Annotated in this window: 20 protein-coding genes; 13 read left to right on the top strand and 7 right to left on the bottom strand. The window is 68.1% G+C overall.

Going from position 1 to position 21,326, the window contains the following annotated elements:
- Positions 1-308 precede the first annotated feature (308 nt).
- Entirely contained in the window at positions 309-1,859 is a 1,551-nt protein-coding gene (cimA, locus tag VHR41_01305) for a citramalate synthase (protein ID HEX3232802.1), read from the top strand.
- Here the strand turns inward: cimA and ada are convergent.
- Positions 1,848-2,906: a bifunctional DNA-binding transcriptional regulator/O6-methylguanine-DNA methyltransferase Ada gene (gene ada / locus VHR41_01300; protein HEX3232801.1), complete on the bottom strand. Its 1,059-nt coding sequence runs from the start codon at positions 2,904-2,906 to the stop codon at positions 1,848-1,850. The two genes, cimA and ada, sit on opposite strands and share 12 nt — an antisense overlap.
- Before the next feature lie 236 nt (positions 2,907-3,142).
- Between ada and egtB the strand changes: the two genes are divergently transcribed.
- From egtB to sseA, 6 genes are all read left to right on the top strand, one after another.
- Positions 3,143-4,465: an ergothioneine biosynthesis protein EgtB gene (gene egtB / locus VHR41_01295; GenBank protein HEX3232800.1), complete on the top strand. Its 1,323-nt coding sequence runs from the start codon at positions 3,143-3,145 to the stop codon at positions 4,463-4,465.
- Positions 4,458-5,435 (top strand): L-histidine N(alpha)-methyltransferase, encoded by a 978-nt coding sequence (gene egtD, locus VHR41_01290; protein ID HEX3232799.1) that lies wholly within the window; start codon positions 4,458-4,460, stop codon positions 5,433-5,435. The genes egtB and egtD overlap by 8 nt, the downstream gene beginning before the upstream one ends.
- Complete coding sequence (locus VHR41_01285; protein ID HEX3232798.1) at positions 5,432-6,754, top strand: glutamate-cysteine ligase family protein; 1,323 nt, start codon at positions 5,432-5,434, stop codon at positions 6,752-6,754. Before egtD ends, VHR41_01285 begins: the two co-directional genes overlap by 4 nt.
- Before the next feature lie 157 nt (positions 6,755-6,911).
- Positions 6,912-7,613 (top strand): general stress protein, encoded by a 702-nt coding sequence (locus VHR41_01280; GenBank protein ID HEX3232797.1) that lies wholly within the window; start codon positions 6,912-6,914, stop codon positions 7,611-7,613.
- 92 nt (positions 7,614-7,705) lie between these two features.
- A complete protein-coding gene (locus VHR41_01275; GenBank protein ID HEX3232796.1) occupies positions 7,706-8,674 on the top strand; it encodes a quinone oxidoreductase in 969 nt (322 codons plus the stop codon).
- An 8-nt stretch (positions 8,675-8,682) separates the two neighbouring features.
- Complete coding sequence (sseA, locus tag VHR41_01270) at positions 8,683-9,549, top strand: 3-mercaptopyruvate sulfurtransferase (protein ID HEX3232795.1); 867 nt, start codon at positions 8,683-8,685, stop codon at positions 9,547-9,549.
- A gap of 30 nt (positions 9,550-9,579) precedes the next feature.
- Here the strand turns inward: sseA and VHR41_01265 are convergent, their stop codons facing one another.
- Both VHR41_01265 and VHR41_01260 read right to left on the bottom strand, forming a co-directional pair.
- Entirely contained in the window at positions 9,580-10,053 is a 474-nt protein-coding gene (locus tag VHR41_01265; GenBank protein ID HEX3232794.1) for a hypothetical protein, read from the bottom strand.
- An 83-nt stretch (positions 10,054-10,136) separates the two neighbouring features.
- The gene (locus tag VHR41_01260; protein ID HEX3232793.1) at positions 10,137-11,816 is read right to left on the bottom strand and encodes an O-antigen ligase family protein; all 1,680 of its coding nucleotides are present in this window, start codon (positions 11,814-11,816) and stop codon (positions 10,137-10,139) included.
- Positions 11,817-11,913: 97 nt separating this feature from the next.
- Between VHR41_01260 and VHR41_01255 the strand changes: the two genes are divergently transcribed.
- The 6 genes from VHR41_01255 (at position 11,914) to VHR41_01230 (ending at position 18,328) form a co-directional block, all read left to right on the top strand.
- A complete protein-coding gene (locus VHR41_01255) occupies positions 11,914-13,521 on the top strand; it encodes a DHA2 family efflux MFS transporter permease subunit (protein HEX3232792.1) in 1,608 nt (535 codons plus the stop codon).
- A 186-nt stretch (positions 13,522-13,707) separates the two neighbouring features.
- Positions 13,708-14,259 (top strand): hypothetical protein, encoded by a 552-nt coding sequence (locus VHR41_01250; GenBank protein ID HEX3232791.1) that lies wholly within the window; start codon positions 13,708-13,710, stop codon positions 14,257-14,259.
- Positions 14,243-14,659 (top strand): phage holin family protein, encoded by a 417-nt coding sequence (locus VHR41_01245; GenBank protein HEX3232790.1) that lies wholly within the window; start codon positions 14,243-14,245, stop codon positions 14,657-14,659. The genes VHR41_01250 and VHR41_01245 overlap by 17 nt, the downstream gene beginning before the upstream one ends.
- A complete protein-coding gene (locus tag VHR41_01240) occupies positions 14,656-15,627 on the top strand; it encodes a DUF3618 domain-containing protein (protein HEX3232789.1) in 972 nt (323 codons plus the stop codon). Before VHR41_01245 ends, VHR41_01240 begins: the two co-directional genes overlap by 4 nt.
- Positions 15,624-17,393, top strand: a complete 1,770-nt coding sequence (locus tag VHR41_01235) for a dynamin family protein (protein HEX3232788.1) — start codon at positions 15,624-15,626, stop codon at positions 17,391-17,393. The genes VHR41_01240 and VHR41_01235 overlap by 4 nt, the downstream gene beginning before the upstream one ends.
- Positions 17,394-17,404: 11 nt before the next feature.
- Positions 17,405-18,328, top strand: a complete 924-nt coding sequence (locus VHR41_01230) for a YihY/virulence factor BrkB family protein (protein HEX3232787.1) — start codon at positions 17,405-17,407, stop codon at positions 18,326-18,328.
- Between the two features lie 190 nt (positions 18,329-18,518).
- Here VHR41_01230 and VHR41_01225 read toward each other — a convergent pair whose 3' ends face one another.
- From VHR41_01225 to VHR41_01210, 4 genes are all read right to left on the bottom strand, one after another.
- Positions 18,519-19,034 (bottom strand): isoprenylcysteine carboxylmethyltransferase family protein, encoded by a 516-nt coding sequence (locus tag VHR41_01225; GenBank protein HEX3232786.1) that lies wholly within the window; start codon positions 19,032-19,034, stop codon positions 18,519-18,521.
- A 338-nt stretch (positions 19,035-19,372) separates the two neighbouring features.
- Positions 19,373-19,843, bottom strand: coding sequence for a hypothetical protein (locus VHR41_01220; GenBank protein HEX3232785.1), 471 nt, complete (start codon positions 19,841-19,843; stop codon positions 19,373-19,375).
- Between the two features lie 183 nt (positions 19,844-20,026).
- Positions 20,027-20,521, bottom strand: a complete 495-nt coding sequence (locus VHR41_01215; protein HEX3232784.1) for a hypothetical protein — start codon at positions 20,519-20,521, stop codon at positions 20,027-20,029.
- 229 nt (positions 20,522-20,750) lie between these two features.
- Positions 20,751-21,326 (bottom strand): hypothetical protein (locus tag VHR41_01210; protein ID HEX3232783.1); only part of this gene is annotated, 576 nt, incomplete at its 5' end.

Below are 21,326 nucleotides of genomic sequence, written 5' to 3'. Positions count from 1 at the left end.
CGCTCAATGGAGGGTCTGCATTGGGAGAATAGTGTCACCGTCGGGGTCCTGTCGGTACCCCTGCCCGGCGCGCCGGGCAGGGCGGATGACGGTAGCCCGCCAGCTTGACGCACCCACCCGCGGCAATGTATAGATATCCATCATGCTGACCGCTCCCGCGCTCCGGCTCCCCATTATTTCCCTCCGACTCCTCCCGAGAGGCGGCGCGCGAGCACGGGGATAGCGGCACCACCCCAGGACAGCAGCGAGACGCGGCCTCTCCCGATCGAGAGGCCGCGTCGTTTTTCACCTGACGAAGATTGGCACCGATGACGACGCTCCACCTGTACGACACCACACTCCGCGACGGCACCCAGCGCGAAGGCCTGTCCCTGTCGGTGGAGGACAAGCTCAAGATCGCCAGGGCACTCGACCGGCTGGGTGTGAGCTATATCGAGGGGGGCTGGCCCGGCTCGAACCCCAAGGACGCCGAGTTCTTCCGGCGGATCGGCGAGGTGCCGCTGGCCCACGCCAGAGTCGCGGCGTTCGGGAGTACCCGCCGCGCGGGGATCCGTTGCGAGGACGACCCCAACCTGCTCGCCCTGATCGAGGCCGCCACGCCAGTGGTGACCCTGGTGGGCAAGAGCTCGACCCTTCACGTCGACCGCGTGCTGGAGACGAGCCGGGAGGAGAACCTCCGGATGATCGAGGAGAGCGTCGCCTTCTTCAAGCGGCTGGGGCGGGAGGTGATCTACGACGCGGAGCACTTCTTCGATGGCTGCCGCCTCGATGGCGGGTACGCCTTCGCCACCCTTGCGGCGGCCGCGGATGCGGGTGCCGACGTGGTGGTCCTCTGCGACACCAACGGCGGCGAGCTGCCCGACGTCGTGGGTGAGCGGGTGGCGGAGGCCCGGCAGCAGTTCTCGACGCCCTTGGGCATTCATCCCCATAACGACGCCGGTCTTGCCGTGGCGAACGCGCTGGCCGCGGTACGCGCGGGCTGCGTCCAGGTGCAGGGCACCATCAACGGCTACGGCGAGCGCTGCGGCAACCTCGACCTGGTGCCCTTGATCGCCACGCTCCAGCTCAAGCTGGGCCTCGAGGTCCTGTCACCCGAGGCGCTGCGCCGGCTCACCGAGATCTCCGCCTTCGTGGCGGCGGTGGCCAACCAGCACCCCGATCCCCACGCGCCCTACGTGGGCCGGAGCGCCTTCGCGCACAAGGGCGGGATCCACGTCGCGGCCATCGCCAAGGTGGCGGACAGCTACCAGCACGTCGACCCCTCGCTGGTGGGCAACGAGATGCGGGTGGTGGTGAGCGAGGTAGCTGGCCGGCGGAACGTGCGGCTTCGCGCCGAGGCGCTGGGCTTGACGGCTGGGGAGAGCGAGGCGCCCGTGCTCCAGCGGATCAAGGAGCTGGAGCACCTCGGCTTCCAGTTCGAGGCGGCGGAGGGGTCGTTCGAGATGCTGCTCCGGCGCGCCTCACCGGACTACCAGGCGCCCTTCGAGCTGCTGGACTTCACCGTGATCGTGGAGAAGCGCGGGGGCGACCAGGTGATGTCTCAGGCCACGGTGAAGATGCGGGTGGGCGAGCAGGTGATGCATACCGCCGCGGAGGGCCACGGCCCGGTCAACGCCCTCGACCGGGCGGTGCGGAAGGCGCTCCTGCCGCATTACCCCACCCTGGCCGACGTCCACCTGATGGATTACAAGGTGCGGATCGTGGACGAACACCTCGGCACCGGAGCTCGCCCCCGGGTGATCATCGAGTCCGGCCGCGGCGCCGAGCGGTGGAGCACGGTCGGCTGCTCGGAGAACATCATCGAGGCGAGCTGGCTGGCCCTCTGCGACGGTCTGGAGCTGGCGCTGCTACGAGGCTGACCGCTCCCGCTCCAGCAGCGCGCGCTTTCGCTCGATGCCCCAGCGGTAGCCGCCCAGCCCTCCGTCCTCCCGCACCACCCGATGGCAGGGGATCACCAGCGCCAGCCGATTGCTGGCGCACGCCTGCGCCACGGCCCGCGCGGCAGCCGGCCGACCCAGCTCCCGGGCGATCTCGGAGTACGAGCGGGTGGCGCCTCGCGGGATCCGCTGGAGCGTCTCCCACACCTGCCGTTGGAACGCGGTCCCGCGGAGGTCGAGGGGAAGCCGCTCGGTGCTGCCGCCTTCCTCCAGGTGATCCACCACCGCCCGGGTCCACGCCTCCAGCTCCCCGTTGCCTCTCTCGATCTCCGCCGCCGGGTATTCCCCCCGCAGCGCGGCCTCCAGCGCATGGGCGTCGTCGCCCAGGGTGACGGCGCAGATCCCGCGATCGGTCCCCGCCACCAGCAGCTGCCCCGCATCGGTCGGGACCACTGTGAAGGCGATGCGGACGCCCTCACCCCCCCGCCGGTACGTGGCCGGCGTCATCCCCAGCCGAGCGCGAGAGTGGTCGTACGCCCGGCTGGGCGAGGAATAGCCTGCATCGTAGGTCGCTCGGGTCACGCTCTTACCCTCCTTGAGTCGGGACTTCATCCGCTCCAGCCGCCGCGCCGTGGCATAAGCCTTGGGCGTGGTGCCGGTTAGCCGCTTGAAGGTGCGTTGCAGGTGATAGGGGCTCATCCGCACCTCCCGGCCCAGCCGCTCCAGCGTCACGGTTTCGTCCAGGTGCTGTTCCAGGTAGCTCTGGGCGGCGCGGATCCGCCGGCCAGCGCGGGTCTCGGGATCCTTCGGCAGGCAGCGCCGGCAGGCCCGGTAGCCTTGGGCTTCCGCCTCGACCGTCGAACCGAAGAACCGCACGTGCCGGCGATGGGGCCGCCTGGAAGGACAGGAAGGGCGGCAATAGATCCGGGTGGAGGCGACCGCGTAAACGAAGCACCCGTCGGCGGATGTGTCACGATTCTGCACCGCCGCCCAGCGGCTCTCGTCATCGGTGGAAATTTGGAGTAACATGGGCAGTATGGTAGCACCCGGCGGAGCGTGGCACCATCCGGATCTTGCGTTCAAACCGGCCGGGAAACACGATCGGAGGGAACCTCTGAGCGGCTGACTTCGTTCCCCAATGGTCTTCGGTCAGTTCCTGCCGGGCGACTGTGGCGCCGGACACAGGGTTGGAACCATCGGCGCGACAATAATTGGATCGACAACCTGTTGTGAGCGCTTGAACATTGATCGGTGAGGAGCCGCCGATGACGGTCACCGTCGCCCCCAAGGGCATAGATCCGAGGACCATCGCCGGCGAGCTGCTGGAGGCCCGCGAGCGCACGCTCCTGCTGGTTGCCCCGCTCACCGACGGCGATCTCCGCCGCCAGCACGATCCCCTGATGAGCCCCATCCTCTGGGACCTGGGCCACATGGCCCATTTCGAGGAGCTGTGGCTCACCCGCAACCTCGACGGGCCCATCGAGTTCGTCGAGATGCCCGGGCTGTACAATCCCTTCGAGCATCCGCGGAGCACCCGGGGCGGGCTGGCACTGCCCGGCTTTCGCCGCTGCCGCGAGGTCATGGACGAGATCCGGGGGCGGGTGCTGGCCCGTCTCGCTTCGGTCGAGCTCGAAGGTGCCGAGCCGCTCCTCCGGGATGGGTTCGTCTACCGGATGGTGTTGCAGCACGAGTATCAACACGACGAGACCATCCTGCAGACCCTCCAGCTCAAGCAGGGCGTGCCGTACCGGCCGCTGGTGCGCTGGGACCTCCCGCCTGCAACCGCTGAAAGTCGTGCCCCGGGCCGCATGGTCCGTTTTCCCGGAGGCAGCGTCGAGATCGGGACCGATGACCGGTCCGTGGCCTACGACAACGAGCGCGGGCGCCACCGCGTGGACGTGGCGCCGTTCTGGATCGACGTTGACCCGGTCACCAATCGCGACTTCCTCGTCTTCATAGCCGCGGGCGGCTACGAGACTCCGGAGTACTGGTCCGGGCCCGGCTGGACCTGGCGCACCGAGTCGGGAGTTACCGCGCCCAAGTACTGGTCGCTGACCGACAGCGGTTGGGTCACCCGCACCATGGACCAGTCGGGCCCGGTCGATCCCCGGCATCCGGTCTGCCACGTCTCCTACCACGAGGCCGAGGCGTTCGCCCGGTTCGCGGGAAAGCGGCTGCCGACCGAAGTGGAGTGGGAGACCGCCGCGTCGTGGGACCCCGTCGCCGGCACCAAGCGAACCTATCCCTGGGGCGACCAGCCGGCCGATCGCACACTGGCCAACGTCGACCAGCTCACCTTCGGCACGGCTCCCGTCGGCTCCTACCCGCGCAACGTTTCGCCGCTGGGTTGCCGGGGCATGATCGGGGACGTCTGGGAGTGGACCGCGAGCGATTTCCTGCCGTGGCCGGGCTTCCAGAGCTTTCCCTACCGGGAATATTCCGAGGTCTTTTTCGGATCCGAGTACAAGGTCCTTCGCGGGGGCTCGTGGGCCACCCGCCCGGGCGCGGTACGCAACACTTTCCGCAACTGGGACTACCCCATCCGCCGCCAGATCTTCAGCGGCTTCAGGTGCGCACGCGATGACTAGCCCACTGTTGGACCGCGGGGCCAGCGCGGCCGTTCGGGTCGAGAATCCCCGCATGCTCGCCGAAGTGGCCGCCGGCCTCTCGGGGCCGCAGAAGGAGCTGCCGCCCAAGTATTTCTACGATCACCGCGGGTCGGAGCTGTTCGAGGAGATCACCCGATTGCCGGAGTACTATCAAACCCGGACGGAGCGGGGGCTGCTGGAGGACTGGATGCCCGAGCTCATGGCGCAGCTCGATTCGCGGACCCTGATCGAGCTGGGTGCCGGCAGCGCCGAGAAGACCCGGATCATCCTGAGCGCGATGCGGTCGACCGGCTTCGCCGGTTTGTACGTGCCCATCGACGTGAGCGCCACCTTTCTCAGTCTCACCGCGGCCCGGCTCCGCCGCGAGTACCCTGGGTTGGCCGTGGAGCCGGCGGTCGCCGACATCTCGGGGGATTTCGATCTGCCGCGGCACTTTCCCCGTCCGGCGCTCTTCGCCTTCCTCGGCGGCACTATCGGCAACTTCTATCCCGCCGCCGCCATCAAGCTGGTGCACCGGGTGCGGATCGGCATGGAGCCGGGCGATCGGTTCCTGATGGGGGTCGACCTGCGGAAGGACGTGGCCCGGATCGAAGCGGCCTACAACGACAGCCAGGGCGTCACGGCGGAGTTCAACCGGAACATGCTGCGGGTGCTGAACCACGAGCTGGGCGCCGACTTCGATCCGTCTGCCTTTGCCCACCGGGCATTCTATGACTCGACCACCGACCGGATCGAGATGCACCTGGTGTCGCTCCGTCCCCAGCGCGTCCTCATCCCTGGACTGGGAATCGTCCGGTTCGCGGCGGGGGAGTCGATCCGCACCGAGATCAGCGCCAAGCACGACCGGGCGAGCGTGACCCAGCTCTTCATGGCCGCGGGCCTGAGAGTCGAATCCTGGCGCACCGATCCGGACGCGCTCTTCGCGCTGGTGGTGGGCGCGGCGGCATGACCGGACTTACCCGCGCCGGTCTCGCGGTCGACCTGGCCGAGCACGCATTCGGGGCGCCGGTCGGCGCCTGCCTGTCGCCTCGCAGGATCGGCGCGGAGGCGGAGCTCATCCCGGTGGAGACCAGCACCGGGCGGCGATGTCCCATCGAGGCCGACGGCCTCGTTTCCACCCTTCCGTTCCTGCGCCGGTTCGGTGCTCATCACGGATGGCGAGAGAGTCGCACTCCCAAAGGGGCGCCGTGCTTTCGCCTCGCCGCCGGTGGCTCGGTGACGTTCGAGCCGGGTGGGCAGATCGAATACAGCTCACCACCCTGTGCCACGGCCAGCGAGCTGCTCGGGCTGCTCCGGTCGGTGGTCTTCCCGCTCTGCCAGGCGGCTCTGGGGGAAGGCATCACGCTGTTGTCGGTGGGCATCGATCCCTTCAACTCCGTAGGCGAGGCGCCTCTTCTGCTCGGCGGCAAGCGCTACGGCACGATGGCCGATTACCTGGCCCGGCGGGGGGAGTCGGGGGCCCGCATGATGCGGCAGACCGCCTCCTTCCAGATGAGTCTCGACGTCGACGATGAGCCGTGGCTCCGCTGGCACCTGCTCAATGCCGCCGCACCGTGCATGGTGGCCAGCTTCGCCAATTCGCCGGTGTACGCGGGCAGGTCGACAGGGTTCCGGAGCACGCGGGCGCAGGTGTGGCGCACGCTGGACCCGTCGCGCACCGGACTGCCCTGCGACGTGGAGCGGCCGCTGGATCGGTATCTCGATTTCGCTCTCGCGGCGCCCGCCATGCTGCTTCCAGAGGTCGAAGGCGGGCACCGAAGCTTCGGAGAGTGGCTGGGCCGCGCGGCGCCGACGGCGGTGGAGTGGCACGATCACCTGAGCACCTTGTTCCCCGAGGTGCGGCCCCGCGGTCACCTCGAGGTGCGCTCTCCCGACGCCGTGGACCCTCGGTGGTACGCGGCGCCGATCGCGCTCGCGGTGGGAATCACCTACGATCCGGCAGCGTCACGTGCCGCTCGGGATCTGCTCGGCTCCCCCGATGCTGGACTGCTCGAGCGGGCCGGCCGACTCGGCCTGCGCGACAGCGCCCTGGCCCGCACCGCCGCCGATCTGTTCGAGATCGCCCTGGCCGGGTGCGCCGGCCTGGGCCCGCGATACTTCCATCCCGCCGACCTGGAACACGCCCACGCCTTCTTCGATCAGTACACCCGGCGCGGGCGTGCCCCCGCGGACGACGCCCCTTCAGGAAATCTGGGGTGGGATCAGGCGGCCGGTACGAGGGTGCGGGTCGGTTCGGATCCGCAGCCGATTCACGGCGTCTTGAGGTAGCTCCCCTCGGACAAGGTCGCGTGGATGTGAGCGTCGTCACCCACACCCCCCGCATGGACCGTTAGGTTCCCCCTTCGGCTTGAGAACTCATGGCAAACGCGTCCCGTTGCGCCGCCTGACCATACATGACACCATAGCATTTCGAGGGATTGGACCTATGACGCGACAGAGCGACGAGGACGCCACGACCCATGAAGGCACCACCGGGCGCACGGTCGTCGGCCTCTTCAATAACCGACATCACGCCGAGGCCGCCATCCGTGACCTCAAGACGGCGGGCTTCAGGGACGAGCAGATCGGTGTCGCCATGCAGGACAAGAGTGAGCAGACGGAGCTCATGGATACCACCAGCAGCAACGCCGCCGAAGGGGCCGCCAAGGGGGCGGTAAGCGGCGGGGTCGTGGGTGGGCTGATCGGGTTGCTGGGCTCGCTGCTGGTGCCCGGCGTCGGTCCGATCATCGTCGGGGGCGTGCTCGCCTCGACCTTGACCGGCGCGGGCCTGGGCGCGGCGGCCGGTGGTATCATCGGCGCGCTCCTCGGGCTTGGCGTGCCCGAGGAAGATGCCAGGCACTTCGACCAGGGTCTCCGCTCGGGAGGCACGCTGATCACGGTCGACGCGGGCTCGCGCACCGGCGATGCGCTGGCCATCCTCCAGCGGCATGAGGTCGATTTCGGCCCGTCTCGCGGCCGGCGCTTCGCCGCCTGGGAGGCGGACGTCGGCAGCGCCGCCGGGGCAGGTCCCGCCAACCTGGGTAGCGCCGTCTATGGCGATGCCACCCCCATGCCCGCAAGCCGCGAGCGCCGCATCCGGAGCGACGCCAGCTACGCGGGGCCGGAGCGCCGGCTGGTCGGCGTTTGAGCGCGTCGGCTCCGGAATGTCCGGGGGGAGAGCGCGTGGCGCTCTCCCCCCTTTCCTTGCCAGATTATCCGATCCTCAACTGAGGAGCATCGGTGAAAGCGGTTCGCGTACACTCTACCGGGGGCCCGGAAGCCCTCCGCGTTGATGACCTGCCGGTGCCCTCGCCCGGACCCGGGCAGGTCCTCGTTCAGGTCGGTGCCGTGGGTGTGAACTTCATCGATGTCTACCACCGGACCGGCCTCTACCCACGCGACCTGCCGTTCATCCTTGGCTCGGAGGTCGCTGGCACGGTGACGGCGATCGGCCCGGGGGTGAGCGCAGTCAAGACCGGCGACCGGGTCGCCACCACCGATGCGACCGGCGCCTACGCCGAGTACACCCTCGTCGCTGCCGACCGGCTGGTGCCACTCCCTGAGGGGGTCAGCACCCGCGTCGGGGCGGCGGTCATGCTCCAGGGAATGACCGCCCAGTACCTGGTGTCCTCGACCTACCCGCTCGGCCAGGGCGCCACGTGTCTGGTCCACGCCGCCGCGGGCGGGCTGGGACTGCTCCTCTGTCAGATGGCGAAGCACCGAGGTGCCCGCGTGATTGGCACGGTCTCCACCGCGGAGAAGGCGCAGCTCGCCCGCGAGGCAGGTGCGGACGAGGTCATTCTGTATACCCAGACCGATTTCCAGGCGGAGCTGCAGCGAATCACCGGCGGCGCCGGCGTGCAGGTCATCTACGACTCGGTGGGCCGGACTACCTTCATGAAGGGACTCGACTGTCTGGCGCGCCGGGGCATGATGGTGCTCATGGGACAGTCGAGTGGACCAGTGGAACCGTTCGATCCGAGGCTGCTCAGCCAGAAAGGCTCGCTGTTCCTCACCCGCCCCACTCTGGGTCACTACATCACCAGCCGTGCCGAGCTGCTGGAGCGCTCGTCCGAAGTCCTGGGCGGGGTGGCCGACGGGACCCTCGCGGTGCACATCGGCCGCGAATTCCCCCTGACCGAAGCCCAGACCGCGCACCGCGAGCTGGAAAGCCGGCGCACCATGGGCAAGCTGCTGCTCATCCCATGAGTCGGACCTTGCCAGCGCTGGTGACGACCGAGTGGCTCGCGGAACATCTCGGAGCGGACCGCCTTCGCCTGGTGGATGCGTCCTGTTATCTGCCGACCAGCGGTCGGGACGCCGCCGCCGAGTATCTGGAAGGACACCTGCCCGGCGCGGCCTTCTTCGATCTCGATGCCTCCAGCGATCAGGCGAGCCCGCTGCCCCACATGCTGCCGGACGCGGACGCGTTTGCCCGGCGGATGGCATCGCTCGGATTGAGCGATGAGGACGATCTGATCGTCTACGACGGCTCCGGCATCAACCTCAGCGCGGCGCGGGCCTGGTGGATGTTTCGCGCGTTCGGTCACCCTCGGGTGGCGCTGCTGGACGGGGGCAGCGGAAAGTGGCGCCGGGAAGGGCGGCCCCTGGAGCGAGGGGCAGCGCCCCCACTGGCACCGGGCCAGTTCACGGCCCGGCTGAATCCCGACGTGGTTCTGGATCTGGCGGCGGTGCGCTCCGCTCTGGGCCGGGGAATGATACAGATCGCCGATATGCGGTCGGCCGGCCGGTTCGCCGGCACCGAGCCGGAGCCTAGGCCCGGTCTCCGCGGGGGACATATCCCCGGGAGCCGCAGCCTTCCGGTGGCCGAATTGGTGGGGCCGGATGGAACGCTGCTGCCGCCGGCTCAGCTCCGGCAGCGCATCCTGGCTGCCGGAATCGACCTGACCCGGCCGGTGGTGGCCACCTGCGGCTCGGGCACCAGTGCGTGTGCCCTGATCCACGCGCTGCACCTGCTCGGCCATGAGCGCGCGACGCTCTATGACGGCGCCTGGACCGAGTGGGGTGGCCGGCGGGACACTCCGGTGGCCACTGGAGCCGCCGACCCGACGCCTACCTCCTAGGCGAACGGCCTCACTGCTACACGAACATCCTCACTGCGACGGAGGCGCCAGGTTGCCGCAGGCCACGATGGTATTCATGTTCGCCGCGGACGCGTGCACGTTTATGAAGTAGTCGCCTTCCTTCGGTACCGGCATCGCGAGCACCACGTCGTCCTTCGCCTTCCCGTCGCCACCCACCTTGAGTGGCTTGTAGGTGTCCGGCGGACCCACGATCCCCTGATCGGTCCCGCACTGTCCCCGGTGCACGTGCCACGGATGGATCCCGCCGGGCGCCGCGTTGGCGATCTCCACGTGGGCGTGGGTCGTAGCCGGGTCCTTCTCGTTGGCCGCCATCCAGCCGGACCCGGTCACCTGGATCGCGCCGCTCAGGCCAGCCGGCGTCGAGAGCGTGGCGTTCCAGCGGTTACCCACGGGCTGGGCTGAGGGGTTGATCTGGACGGCTTTGTGGCAGCCGGTGACGGCGAGCACGGATAGCAGCAAACCAGCGGCGATCGGTGTCCTCATGGGCTCCTCCGTGTGGGCCATAGTTCGTCGTTTATATGGCCCGCGTCGGATGCCGATGCGGTGACGACCGACACAGGCCCGCGCTATTTGCGCTTGCGTGCAACTCCACAGGCGCGAAGCACGCGTGCCGGGGAGGGGTTGTTGGGGAACAGATCGCGCGCGGCCTGGGCGTGCGGTCGCGCCTGGTCGCACCGGCCCCGCTCCAGCCAGGCTTTCCCCAGGAGCATCTGGATCCGATAGCTGCCCGGATCCATCCGCGACGCCAGCTCCATGGCGTCGCGCTTCCCGCCGCTGTAGAGCGCCATCGCCCCCACCTGCGCGGCGCTCCGGCACACGAAGAGGGCACCGATCACCCCGCCGCCGATCATCAGCGCGCGTCGCGAGCGGCTGGTGAGTACGACCTCGCGGACCGACCGCGCCGAGGAGGCGAGCGCGCCGATGATGATCCAGGCGAAGAGCGTGGGAACCGGCAGCAGGATGACAGCGTCGAAGGCGCCGACCACGGCGATGGCCAGGAGCGTCGCCACGATGGTCAGGTCACTGAGGGCGGGTCTGGAGGGCGAAACCCGGCGTACCCGGGCCCACGCGCCCGCGGCCACCGAGCCGCCGACCAGCGCGAGCAGCAGGAACGCCAGGAACCCGCGCTCGGCCACCAGGGCCATCCAGTCGCTGCTGGGCCACGGATTGGTGGGGATGATGTCGTTCCCGTCGAACGACGGGTCCCCGCGGGACATGTACTTGGGATAGAAGACCGGCCAGTTACCGGGGCCCACGCCGAGCAGTGGATGACCCGCCGCCATCCGGAGCGTGTTGCCGTACTGGATCAGACGGCCCCGGCCGCTGCCCTCCCGGTAGTTGGCCACACCGGTGAGCGAGTCGAGGTAGGGGGAGTCGGAGCGCCAGTTGAGCCGGTTGGGGATCATCAGGGCCAGCACCAGCCCGGCCACCGCGGCCGACGCGAGCCGCACCGTCCGCCGGCGAAGCCGCTCCTCCACCAGCAGACGCCCCATCCAGAGTCCCTCCACTGCCAGGAAGACGCCGGACACGCCGGCGCCGACCCAGGCGCCCCGGGACCGCGAGAGCACCAGCGCCGCCGCCGCCACCCCCACCCCCATCGATCCGAGCACGAACCGCCACCGGCTTCGCGCCTCGACGGTCACCAGGAGCAGCACCGGAAACCCGACCGTCACCAGGTGCGCCATGAAGTTGCGGTTCCCGAAGGTTCCGCCGGGTGCTCGGTTCAGGCTGGCGAGACTGGTGTTGACCACCCCGTACGCCTGGGCCAGGCCGGTGAGAGCCCCCAGGACGACCGCGGCCGCGAGTCCACGGAGCAGCGGCGCGCCCGATCCCGCCCGCGCAACGCTGCGCGCGCACCAGAAGAGCGTCGCTCCGGCAAGGCTCACACCCAGGGCGCGCCACGCCAGCCACCCGTTGGCGGCGAAGAGCGTGGAGAGCACCGAGAGCAACAGAAATCCGCCGAGCAGGAGGTCGACCGCCAGCACCGTGAGCCGGCGCGCCCCGGCCAGGCACAACAGCCCGGCAGCCAGGGCGGCAGCCTCCAGGATCAGCTCCTTGGGTATGGTGTAGCGATCCAGCTCGAACAGCGGGTACGGCAGCGCCGCCAGCACCACGGCCACCGCGGACGCCTGCAGCACCAGCAGCGCCGCCCGGACTGTCCCCGGCCCCCCGGCGGCCGCGGCGAGTCCGAAGCGGGAGCCCCGGGGCGGGGTCTGCCGCAGGAGGTGCTCGATCGGAAAGGTCATGCCTCTCGGGATGGCTGGAAGGACCGCGGTCAAAGTATAACAGCGAGAGTGTGCGGGCCGCCCTTGCGCGCGTCCACGAGGGGCCCAGGATTCGGGCATGACCACCACCAGCACCGCCGCGGCCCGCCCCGCGGCCGCGTCCCCCTCGGCCGGGTACGTGTACCCCCACCGCTGGCTCATCCTGGTGGGCCTGATCACCGCCGCGATCATGGAGGTGCTCGACACCACCATCATCAACGTCGCGCTGCCCCAGATGGCCGGCAATCTGGGCGCCACCCAGCAGGAGATCGGCTGGGTGGCCACTGGGTATATCCTCTCCAACGTCGTCGTCCTTCCGATGACGGCGTTCTTCACCGAGACCTTCGGGCGGCGTCGGTATCTGGTGGCCTCGATCATCCTGTTCGCCATCGCCTCGTTCCTCTGCGGCACCTCTCACAGCCTGGTGGAGCTGGTCGTATGGCGGGTGCTGCAGGGCGCGGGGGGTGCGGCGCTCCTTTCCACCGCGCAGGCCACGATCCGGCAGATCTTTCCCCGGGAAGAGCAGGGGATGGTCCAGGCCATCTTTCTGCTCGGCATCATCGTGGCCCCGACGCTGGGGCCGACCCTGGGAGGATGGATCACCGACAACTACACCTGGAACTGGTGCTTCTTCATCAACATCCCCATCGCCATGGTCTCCATCTTCCTGGTGAGCACGTTCCTCCACGACCCGCCCGGGCAGAGGCGGCGCGGGGGTACGGTGGACTGGTTCGGCATCAGTCTCCTCACCGTTGGCCTGGGCTCGCTCCAGTATGTGCTCGAGGAGGGCAACCAGGACGATTGGTTCGCCGACAGGACCATCACCCGGCTGGCCATCGTCGCGGGTCTGTGCCTGAGCACGATGCTCTGGTGGGAGCTCTCCCCGAAGAACCGGCATCCGGTGGTGGACTTCCGGGTGCTCAAGAACCGGGAGCTGGCGGCCTCCATCTTCCTGTTCGTGGCGCTGGGGTTCGGCCTCTACGGCGGGGTATTCATCTTCCCGCTGTTCACCCAGAATCTGCTGCACTTCACCCCGACGGAGACCGGGCTCGCGCTGCTGCCGGGCGGCCTGGCCACCGCCGCCACGGCCATGGTCTGCGGCCGGCTGCTCAACGGCCGGAGGCCGATGGTGGACCCTCGGGCCCTGATCGCGCTGGGGGTGGCCATCTTCGTGGTGGCGATGTGGCGGCTCGGCCACCTCACCACCGACGCGGGCGAGCCCGACGTGCGGCTGGCCCTGATCGTTCGCGGTGCCGGACTGGGCTTTCTCTTCACCCCGATCAACAACGTGGCCTACGCCAGCCTCCAGCCCAGCGAGGCGCAGCAGGCGTCCGGTCTGATCAACCTGGCGCGCCAGCTGGGTGGGTCGTTCGGCATCGCCATCCTGGCCACCTACGTGACGGTGCGCGCCCAATTCCACCGGGTCGACCTGCTGACCAACGTGTACGCCGGCAACGCCCTGGTGGACGAACGGGTGCGGCTGCTGACGGCTCGTCTGGCCTCCCGGGGCTATGGCCCGGTGGCGGCCCAACACGGCGCGTTGGCCCTGCTGGACCAGGAAGTCCAGCGGCAGGCCTCGATGCTGAGCTACAACGACGCCTGGCGACTGCTCCTCATCACCTTCGTCGTGGTCTCCCCGGCGATCCTCCTCCTCCGAAAGCCACGCGGGACCACTCCGACTGCGTGATCCGGCACACCGCATGTGCGGTTCCCTGACGCCATCCTGAGGCCCTCGGTTGGGGCGGTGAATGTCCTCTCTCCCAGCCGCCTGACCGTCATCGCCGTGAGGCCATTGACCAGCGCTGCGCCTGTCACCGTCGGCGACACGCCCGCGAGCAAAGCAGGACAGAGCCCTTGGAAAGGAGCGAAAACCATGACCATGCCAGATGTCCCGTCCGGTCGTGCGCCGATTGATGCGGACTTTGGACCGGAACCCACGACAACCTTCCCTGCCGCCACCGGCGCAGAGGAGCGGGATGTCTTTCCTGAGGTTGGGGAAGGCGGCAGCGGGAAGGCGCGCGCCCAGATGCGGCAGGTAAAGAACCAGGTGGTCGATCAGGCCAAGAGCTCGATCCGACAAGCTCGAGACCGGGCCACCTCCAGCCTGACGGAGAGCAGGTTCCAGGCTGCCGAGCAGATCGGCGGGATCGCGACGGCGTTCCGGCGCACCGGCGAGCACCTGCGCGACGAGAACCAGGCCCGGGTTGCGGATCTCGCCGAGTCCCTGGCGGAGCAGGCCGAGCGCGCTTCGAGCTACCTCCGGGATCGGGACTTTGCCGCCGTACGCCAGGACCTGGAAGGACTGGCCCGGCGTCAGCCCGCCGTGGTCCTCGGCGTCGGGTTCGCGCTCGGGCTCCTGGGGGCGCGCTTCTTCAAGAGCTCGGAGCGGCGGCAGTCCGCGGGAGGCCATGATGCGGGAGCTTAGCCACGATCGCTCGGTCCAGGAGCGCTCTATCGGTGAGCTCTTCGGGCAGCTCTCCCAGGACATGGCGCTGCTGGTGCGACAGGAGGTCCAGCTCGCCAAGAGCGAGATGCAGCAAAAGCTGACCCGGGCGACGCGAGATCTCGTGTCTCTCGCTGCCGGCGGAGCGGTCGCGCTGCTGGCCGCGCTGGCGCTGACGGCCGCGCTGATCCTCATCCTGGCTGGACCGGTGGGGATGGCGCCATGGCTCTCAGCGCTTCTGGTGGGCGCGGTACTGGCGGCGGGCGGCTACATGATGCTGCAGCGCGGACTGCGCGACCTCAAGCGGACGGATCCCACTCCCCGCCGAACGGTGGAGAGCATCAAGGAAGACATCCAATTGGCGAAGGAGCACCGGCAATGAGCGAGTACCAGGATCGGGACGTCTCCGGCAGGGCCGGTGTCCCGCGCGGCGATCAATCGCCAGAGGAGATCGAGCGTGAGATCCAGCGCACCCGGGCGCGGGTGGGCCGCGACATCGACGCGTTGGGCGAGAAGCTGAGCCCGGAGAACCTGAAGCAGCAGGCCAAGGACGCCATGGCGGAAAAGGCGCAGGATATGGTCTCGAACGTCGGCTACCAGGCGCGCCGGACCGGCTCTCGCCTGGTGGACTTCGTCCGGGAGAACCCGCTCCCCGTGGCCGCAGTCGGTCTCGGCGTCACCTGGCTCTTCACCCTCAGAACGCGGAGCGAAGTGTCCGGCGACCGCATGGCGCGGTTCGCTTACACCGGGCCCGAGCGGCGCGCAGCCGACGGGCGGACCAGCCTGGGGCGGCGTATCGCCGACCGGACTGCCCGGGTGCGGGAGAAGGTGAGCGGGGCCGCAGCGGAGGTCAGCGAGCGGGCCGGCGATCTGGCCGACCGGGCCGCCGAGGTGGTGGACAGGGTCCAGGAGCGGGCCGATGACCTCGGCAGCTCAGCCAAGCGGCGAGTGCGGGAGCAGGGCGAGCGGGCCCGCGGGAGTCTCGAACAGATGATGGAGGAGAATCCGCTGGCGCTCGTTGCGGGCGCCGCCATTCTCGGCCTCACCTTGGGGCTGGTGCTGCCGGAGACCCGGCGGGAGCAGCAGCTCATGGGTGCCCGGCGGGACCAACTGGTCGATCGGGTGCAGGAGACGGCCGAGCAGGTGAAGGACGCGGCGATCGAAGCCGGACGGGACGTCACCCAGACGGTGAAGGACGAGGCCGCCTCCCGTGCGCCGGAGCTCAAGAGCTCCCTCAAGGACGCCGCCGCGACGGTCGGCCAGCAGGTGAAGGAGTCGGCCAGCCGGGTGGCGCAGGAGGCCAAGCAGGCCGTCCGCCAGGAGGGGAAACGCGAGCCGGACACGATGTGATCGGGAAGCTGCTGCGCCGCCGGAGCATTCTGTCCGAGCGGGAGCAGGATCTCCGCGCCCGCGAGCAGGAGCTGCTGGAGCGGCTCGCGGGCGCGCTTGACCGGTTTGGCCCCGACGCCGCGGCTGACGACCTGCGGCGTTTCCGGGAGGCCCGGGAGCAGCTCTCCGGGCTCTTCCTCTTGGTCATCGTCGGCGAGTTCAATTCGGGCAAGTCGAGCTTCATCAACGCGCTCCTCGGGGAGCGGGTGGTGCCCGAGGGAGTCACCCCCACCACCGACCGGATCAACCTGCTGCGCTATGGATCCGCCCCGAGCGAGCGGTTGGCGGAAGCGTTCCTGCTGGAGCGCACCTACCCCGCGGAGCTCCTGCGCGAGCTCACAGTGGTGGATACGCCGGGCACCAACGCGGTGGTGCGCCGGCACGAGGAGCTCACCCGCGACTACGTGCCCCGCGCCGACCTGGTGCTCTTCATCACCTCGGCCGATCGCCCGTTCACCGAGAGCGAACGCGCCTTCCTGGAGCAGGTTCGCCAGTGGGGCAAGAAGATTGTGTTCGTGATCAACAAGATCGACATCCTGGAGCAGCCCGCCCAGCGCGACGAGGTGGCCGCCTACGTCCAGGCCCACGCCGCCGAGCTCCTGGGCGAGGCGCCCCGGGTCCTTTGCGTTTCGGCCCGGCAGGCAATGGAGGCGCGGAGCGCCGGCGCGGGGGATCTCTGGGAGAGAAGCGGTTTCGAGGCGGTGGAGGAGTACCTCCTGCACACTCTCGACCAGGAGGAGCGGATCCGGCTCAAGCTCCTCAACCCGCTCAACGTGGCGCTCCGGCTCGCCGCCCGGTACAAGGACGCGGCCTTCGAGCGCCTCACGCTGCTCGCCGCTGACGTGGAGACGTTGCGGAGCATCGACGAGCAGCTCGGTCTCTTTCATCGGGACATGCTACGCGACTTCGAGCCCCGGCTCGCCCGGCTCGATCTACTGCTGAACGAGATGGAGCGGCGCGGCACCCGGTTCTTCGAGGAGACGGTGCGCATCGGACGGATCCGGAGCCTGATGGACAGCGAGGCGGTGCGCCGTGCCTTCGAGCACGAGGTGGTGGGCGATACGCCTCAGCAGGTGGAGGCGGAGGTCGGCCGGATCATCGACTGGATCGTCGAGCGAAACCTCAAGGTATGGCAGGACGTGAACGAGTTCATCGATCGCGGCCGGATCGCCCGGCACCGGGAGCAGATGGTGGGCGAAGTCGGCGCGGGGTTCACCTTCAACCGCCAGGCGCTGCTCGAGTCGGTGGGCCGGGTGGCACGAGAGGTAGTCGGGACCTATGACCGGGAGGCGGAAGCCAGGGCCATCGCCAACGACGTGCAGGGCACCTTCGCGACCACCGCCTTGGCGGAGGCCAGCGCCCTGGGCATCGGCACCCTGGTGGCCACCGTCATCACGGGAGTCGCCGCGGACGTGACCGGGATCCTGCTCGCGACCGCGCTCGCGATCGGCGGGTTCTATCTCATTCCCCGGAAGCGCCGCCAGGCCCAGCGCGACTTCCGCGTGCGGGTCGAGGCGCTGCGCGCCCGTCTTCGGGACGGACTGCGCGGCCAGGTCCACCTGGAGATCACTCAATCCACCGAGCGGGTGAACCAGGCGGTCGCGCCGTACCGCCGCTTCGTGGAAAGCCAGCTCCAACGCCTCAACGGCATCCGGGGCGAGCTGGTGGCATCCGAGGATGCCCTGCTCCGGCTCCGCGCCGAGATCGAGCGCGGCTCGACGGCCTGAAGGATCCTTCGATGGGTATCCGCCAAGGGTTCGGACTGCTCAAGCAGAGTGTGCAAGGCTTCAACGAGGACGACTGTCCCACCATGGCGGCGGCGCTCTCCTATTACACCATCTTCTCGCTCCCACCGCTGCTGGTGCTCATTCTCCTGCTGCTCGGCGCGGTGCTCGACCAGCACGACGTGCAGAACGCGCTGGAAGGCCAGATCGGGGGCCTCATGGGTCCCGCCGGCCGGGAGCAGGTGACCACCATCCTGAAACAGGCACACCTGCCCGGATCGAAGGGAATTCTGGCCACCGTCTTGGGGTTAGGAGCCCTGCTGCTCGGCGCTGCCGGCGCGTTCGGCCAGCTGCAGGCGGCGCTCAACCGCGCCTGGGAGGTGAAGCCCGATCCGGCCCAGGGCGGCTTGAGGAGCTTTGTGCTCAAGCGGGTCTTCTCCTTCGGCATGGTGCTCGGGGTTGCCTTCCTACTTCTGGTGTCGCTCGTGGTGAGCGCCGCGGTCTCCGTGCTGGGGAACGCGCTGGGCGGGGCCCTTCCCGGCGGACTCAGCGAGACGATCGGTCAGGTGCTGAACATCGCGGTTTCCTTCGCGGTGATCACCCTCCTCTTCGCCACCATCTTCAAGGTGCTGCCCGACGCCAAGGCACAGTGGAAGGACATCTGGCCCGGCGCGATCGTGACCGCGCTGCTCTTCACCATCGGCAAGTTCCTTATCGGTTTCTATCTGGGCCGGAGCAATCCGGGTCAGGCGTTCGGCGCGGCGGGATCGCTGGCGGTGATGCTGGTGTGGATCTACTACTCGTCGATGATCGTGCTCTTTGGCGCCGAGTTCACCCAGGTCTGGGCCGAGCGGAGGGGTGCGGGTATCCAGCCCGAGACGGGTGCCATCCGGATGGTGGTGGAGGAACGGCCCGTGATCCGGCCGCAGGGTTCCTGAGCACGACTGGGAGTGTACTGACTGCTTCGCGTGGCTTGGAGCCCATGCGACCGGTCATATGAGCAGGGACACGCGCCCGGATCCATGCAGCAACCTTTTGTTCCGCCGCCCGCCATCGGGAGGTGGCGGGGGGACTGAGCCCAACTCGGACGCGCTTGTCGGCTGCATGCGCGTGTTAGGCGGCAGCCCGCTACCACACAAGAGGAACCAGACGGTACGGCACGCGTTTCACATACATGCTGTAATCCGGGAGCGTCTTCCGCAACGTCGTCTCTTCTACGAGGATCCTGGCGAGCAACGCAAGCAGGACAACGAAGAGCGTCAATAGACTCGCGTAGCTCTCCAGCCACAGGGCGACGCCCGCATAGAAGAGTAGCAATCCGAGGTAGAACGGGTGGCGGACGCGGACGTATAGACCCGTATCGACCAGCACTTGGGCGCGGTCCGATTGGTCTTCGACTATCGGGATGGCGTACGAGTTCTGGTAAATCGCGGCCATGATGATGGCGAAGCCGACCAGGGACAGGGCCGCGCCTAGGAGCGATACGTCGAGAGAGGGTGGGGGCAACAGTTCTAGATGAAACACGTCGATGGGGACAAATACGAACAGGCCAGCGTCGATAGAACCAGGAGTCCCGTAGCAACCCGGTCCGCCACCGGCTGCTTCTTGGAGGCCGGTGCGCTGAGCCCGCGTCGCCAGTACCACGTGCCCCCGGAGACGAGACCTGCCGGAATGACAAGGGCCAGGCCAAACAGGGCGAGTTGAACCAGCCCGCCGATCAGCCCCCTTCATGATCAACTTCAACATGTGCTTTCCGATCCCTCCTTTCTACCACGTCCTGTCCTCGAGGCCCGATGGTTGCCGCCTAACGGATTGCAAATCAGCTGCAAACGACTCGCTCGCGCACGCACTAACTAACGTTCCTTACCTCCACACCGAACTACCACCTGCCTCGACGGTCCGCCTGCTCGCGCTTGTCGGCTGCATCGCGGGTTAGGCGGCTGCCAACGTGGGAGCTACCTCCTGCGAAGCGCGGCAGTGCGTCACTGCGTTGCGGCGCGACGAGTTGCGCGATACGAAACGAAGGGACGAAGCCACGTCTTGCCCTTGTCGTACGAGCGGTCGAGCGTGAACGAGTAACCATTCGCAGAGATGTCATAGTATCGCCCTTGCTCGATCAACTCTCCGCCGGGATCTCTGCCCTGACCACTCGTCCGGACTTCCCCATCGACGACCTCAGCGTGCAACTCGCTGTAGCCTTCAACGGTCGCCATCATCCACACGACATACCACGCGCCAGTGTCGGGAACGTAGGTTCGGAAGCTCGCGCCCCGGAAGTTGACCTGCCCTGACTCGTCGACATGACGGAGTTCGTCGAAGAGCGCGGTGCCATCTAGGATCCAGTGTACTTGGGAGTTGGCGCGCCGTCCGACTGTGCTCCCCTCAGGCATGACGAGCATCGCGATGTCCCATTCACCAAGGAGGAAATCAAAGGCGCTGGCGTTCTGACCCATAATAGAGTTGAATCCTCCTGCTGCCGCCTAACGAAATGCGCACCAGCTGCAGGCCCCCCAGCCCGCGCCCGCGCAAACTCTTGTTCCACAGCGCGCTCTAGGAGCCTACCGCCGAGCGGACCTGCGCGCCCCTCCGGCCTGTCGGCTGCATGCGCGGGTTATGTGGCGCCGTTCCAGTGACTTCTAGGGACCAGCCGCGGCTGTGGCACGGCCGCTGCTGGTGTGTTGCCCATCGTACTCAGCAACAATTTTTCCGTTCTTCACCTCATAGACCTCCAGCTTCTCGAAGCTGTTATCCTCGTGAGGTGGCTTGAAAACCACGGCGATGTGATAGACTACGAACCGGCCGACGACCATGCGCTGCAGCACTTTGCGGGATCGCTGCGGGAGTGTGTCGACGCGGCTATCCGCGATGGGGCCTTGCCATTTACGGGCGCGCTCATCCGCCGACATGGCCGTAGGGCGTTTGGGATCTCCTGGCGGAGGAACCATCAGCTCCTGAAAGTAGTAGACCGAATCATAGAGGCGGCTTCGGGCCGCTTGATTACCTTGATCGAAGGCATCGAGCATCCGTTCGACCACATGGACCGGCACGGTGTCCTTCGAAGCCTGGGCACCGAGAGCGGACGCGCCCGGGAAGATCAGGAGGGCTCCGGCGAGCGGTGGGAAGCAGCGCATAGGCAGTTCTCCCCTTAAACAAGGCGGCCTGCGACACGGACTCAAAGAGTCGGCTTGGTGCACCTGAGACGTTGACGGGGTCGACGCAAGTCGTGGCGACCACCTAACGCCAAAGTTCAGCTGCAAGCGAGTCAATAAGAGCGCGTGGCGCAGCCACGCGCAACCACTAGATCGCTTGTCAGCTGCAACGTTCGTTAGGTAGCAAGCGCGAGATTCACGCTTACGTGGACTAAGCTGGCCGAATGGCAGTGCCACTAGCGATGACAATGCGCTCCACGACATCGGGCGGCAAACCCTTCGCAACGATCCAAATCTTGCCGAGAGCCCACTTGAACCGGTCATCGCGCGCCGCCTCGGCCTCGACAAGGTCCACGACCTCAGTGCCACGGAGGCGCGTGTTCCACACCATCGGTGTGCCGCCGAGCGTGGGCAGGATGCTCTTGGCCACCATCGGCTCGAGCACGAAAAGCAGGAACGCACTGAGAAACAGGGCGCCGGCAAAGAGGGCCGTCACGATGCGGCCGTTCGGCAGGGACGTCGTCGTCACGGATGCGCGCGCTCTGCTGAGATCGTCGGACGCATCGTGCTTCGCGGCCACCCCTTGCATGCCGCGAACGCCTGCGTTATACTGAACCATATGGTTCAGTATATGACGACCCGACTCGATACTTCGTTCGCCGCGCTCTCGGACGCCACGCGGCGTGGCGTTCTGGAGCAGCTCGGACGAGCCGATGCTTCGATCACGGACCTTGCCGGGAAGTTCCACATGACGCTCACGGGCATGAAGAAGCACGTCGGCGTTCTG

The sequence above is a fragment of the Gemmatimonadales bacterium genome (assembly GCA_036265815.1).
Classification (GTDB): Bacteria; Gemmatimonadota; Gemmatimonadetes; order Gemmatimonadales; family GWC2-71-9; genus CAVVWJ01.
The sequence above is the reverse complement of the archived record's forward strand: the minus strand, read 5'-3'. Positions and strand labels throughout refer to the sequence as shown.

Excerpts from the sequence above, each read along its gene's own strand:
- VHR41_01245 (HEX3232790.1), top strand. The coding sequence starts at position 14,243 with ATGATGCGGGAGCTTAGCCACGATCGCTCGGTCCAGGAGCGCTCTATC.
- VHR41_01285 (HEX3232798.1), top strand. The coding sequence starts at position 5,432 with ATGACCGGACTTACCCGCGCCGGTCTCGCGGTCGACCTGGCCGAGCAC.
- ada (HEX3232801.1), bottom strand. The coding sequence starts at position 2,906 with ATGTTACTCCAAATTTCCACCGATGACGAGAGCCGCTGGGCGGCGGTG.
- VHR41_01255 (HEX3232792.1), top strand. The coding sequence starts at position 11,914 with ATGACCACCACCAGCACCGCCGCGGCCCGCCCCGCGGCCGCGTCCCCC.
- VHR41_01220 (HEX3232785.1), bottom strand. The coding sequence starts at position 19,843 with ATGGGTCAGAACGCCAGCGCCTTTGATTTCCTCCTTGGTGAATGGGAC.
- VHR41_01260 (HEX3232793.1), bottom strand. The coding sequence starts at position 11,816 with ATGACCTTTCCGATCGAGCACCTCCTGCGGCAGACCCCGCCCCGGGGC.
- egtB (HEX3232800.1), top strand. The coding sequence starts at position 3,143 with ATGACGGTCACCGTCGCCCCCAAGGGCATAGATCCGAGGACCATCGCC.
- VHR41_01250 (HEX3232791.1), top strand. The coding sequence starts at position 13,708 with ATGACCATGCCAGATGTCCCGTCCGGTCGTGCGCCGATTGATGCGGAC.
- VHR41_01230 (HEX3232787.1), top strand. The coding sequence starts at position 17,405 with ATGGGTATCCGCCAAGGGTTCGGACTGCTCAAGCAGAGTGTGCAAGGC.
- cimA (HEX3232802.1), top strand. The coding sequence starts at position 309 with ATGACGACGCTCCACCTGTACGACACCACACTCCGCGACGGCACCCAG.
- VHR41_01280 (HEX3232797.1), top strand. The coding sequence starts at position 6,912 with ATGACGCGACAGAGCGACGAGGACGCCACGACCCATGAAGGCACCACC.
- egtD (HEX3232799.1), top strand. The coding sequence starts at position 4,458 with ATGACTAGCCCACTGTTGGACCGCGGGGCCAGCGCGGCCGTTCGGGTC.
- VHR41_01240 (HEX3232789.1), top strand. The coding sequence starts at position 14,656 with ATGAGCGAGTACCAGGATCGGGACGTCTCCGGCAGGGCCGGTGTCCCG.
- VHR41_01265 (HEX3232794.1), bottom strand. The coding sequence starts at position 10,053 with ATGAGGACACCGATCGCCGCTGGTTTGCTGCTATCCGTGCTCGCCGTC.
- VHR41_01215 (HEX3232784.1), bottom strand. The coding sequence starts at position 20,521 with ATGCGCTGCTTCCCACCGCTCGCCGGAGCCCTCCTGATCTTCCCGGGC.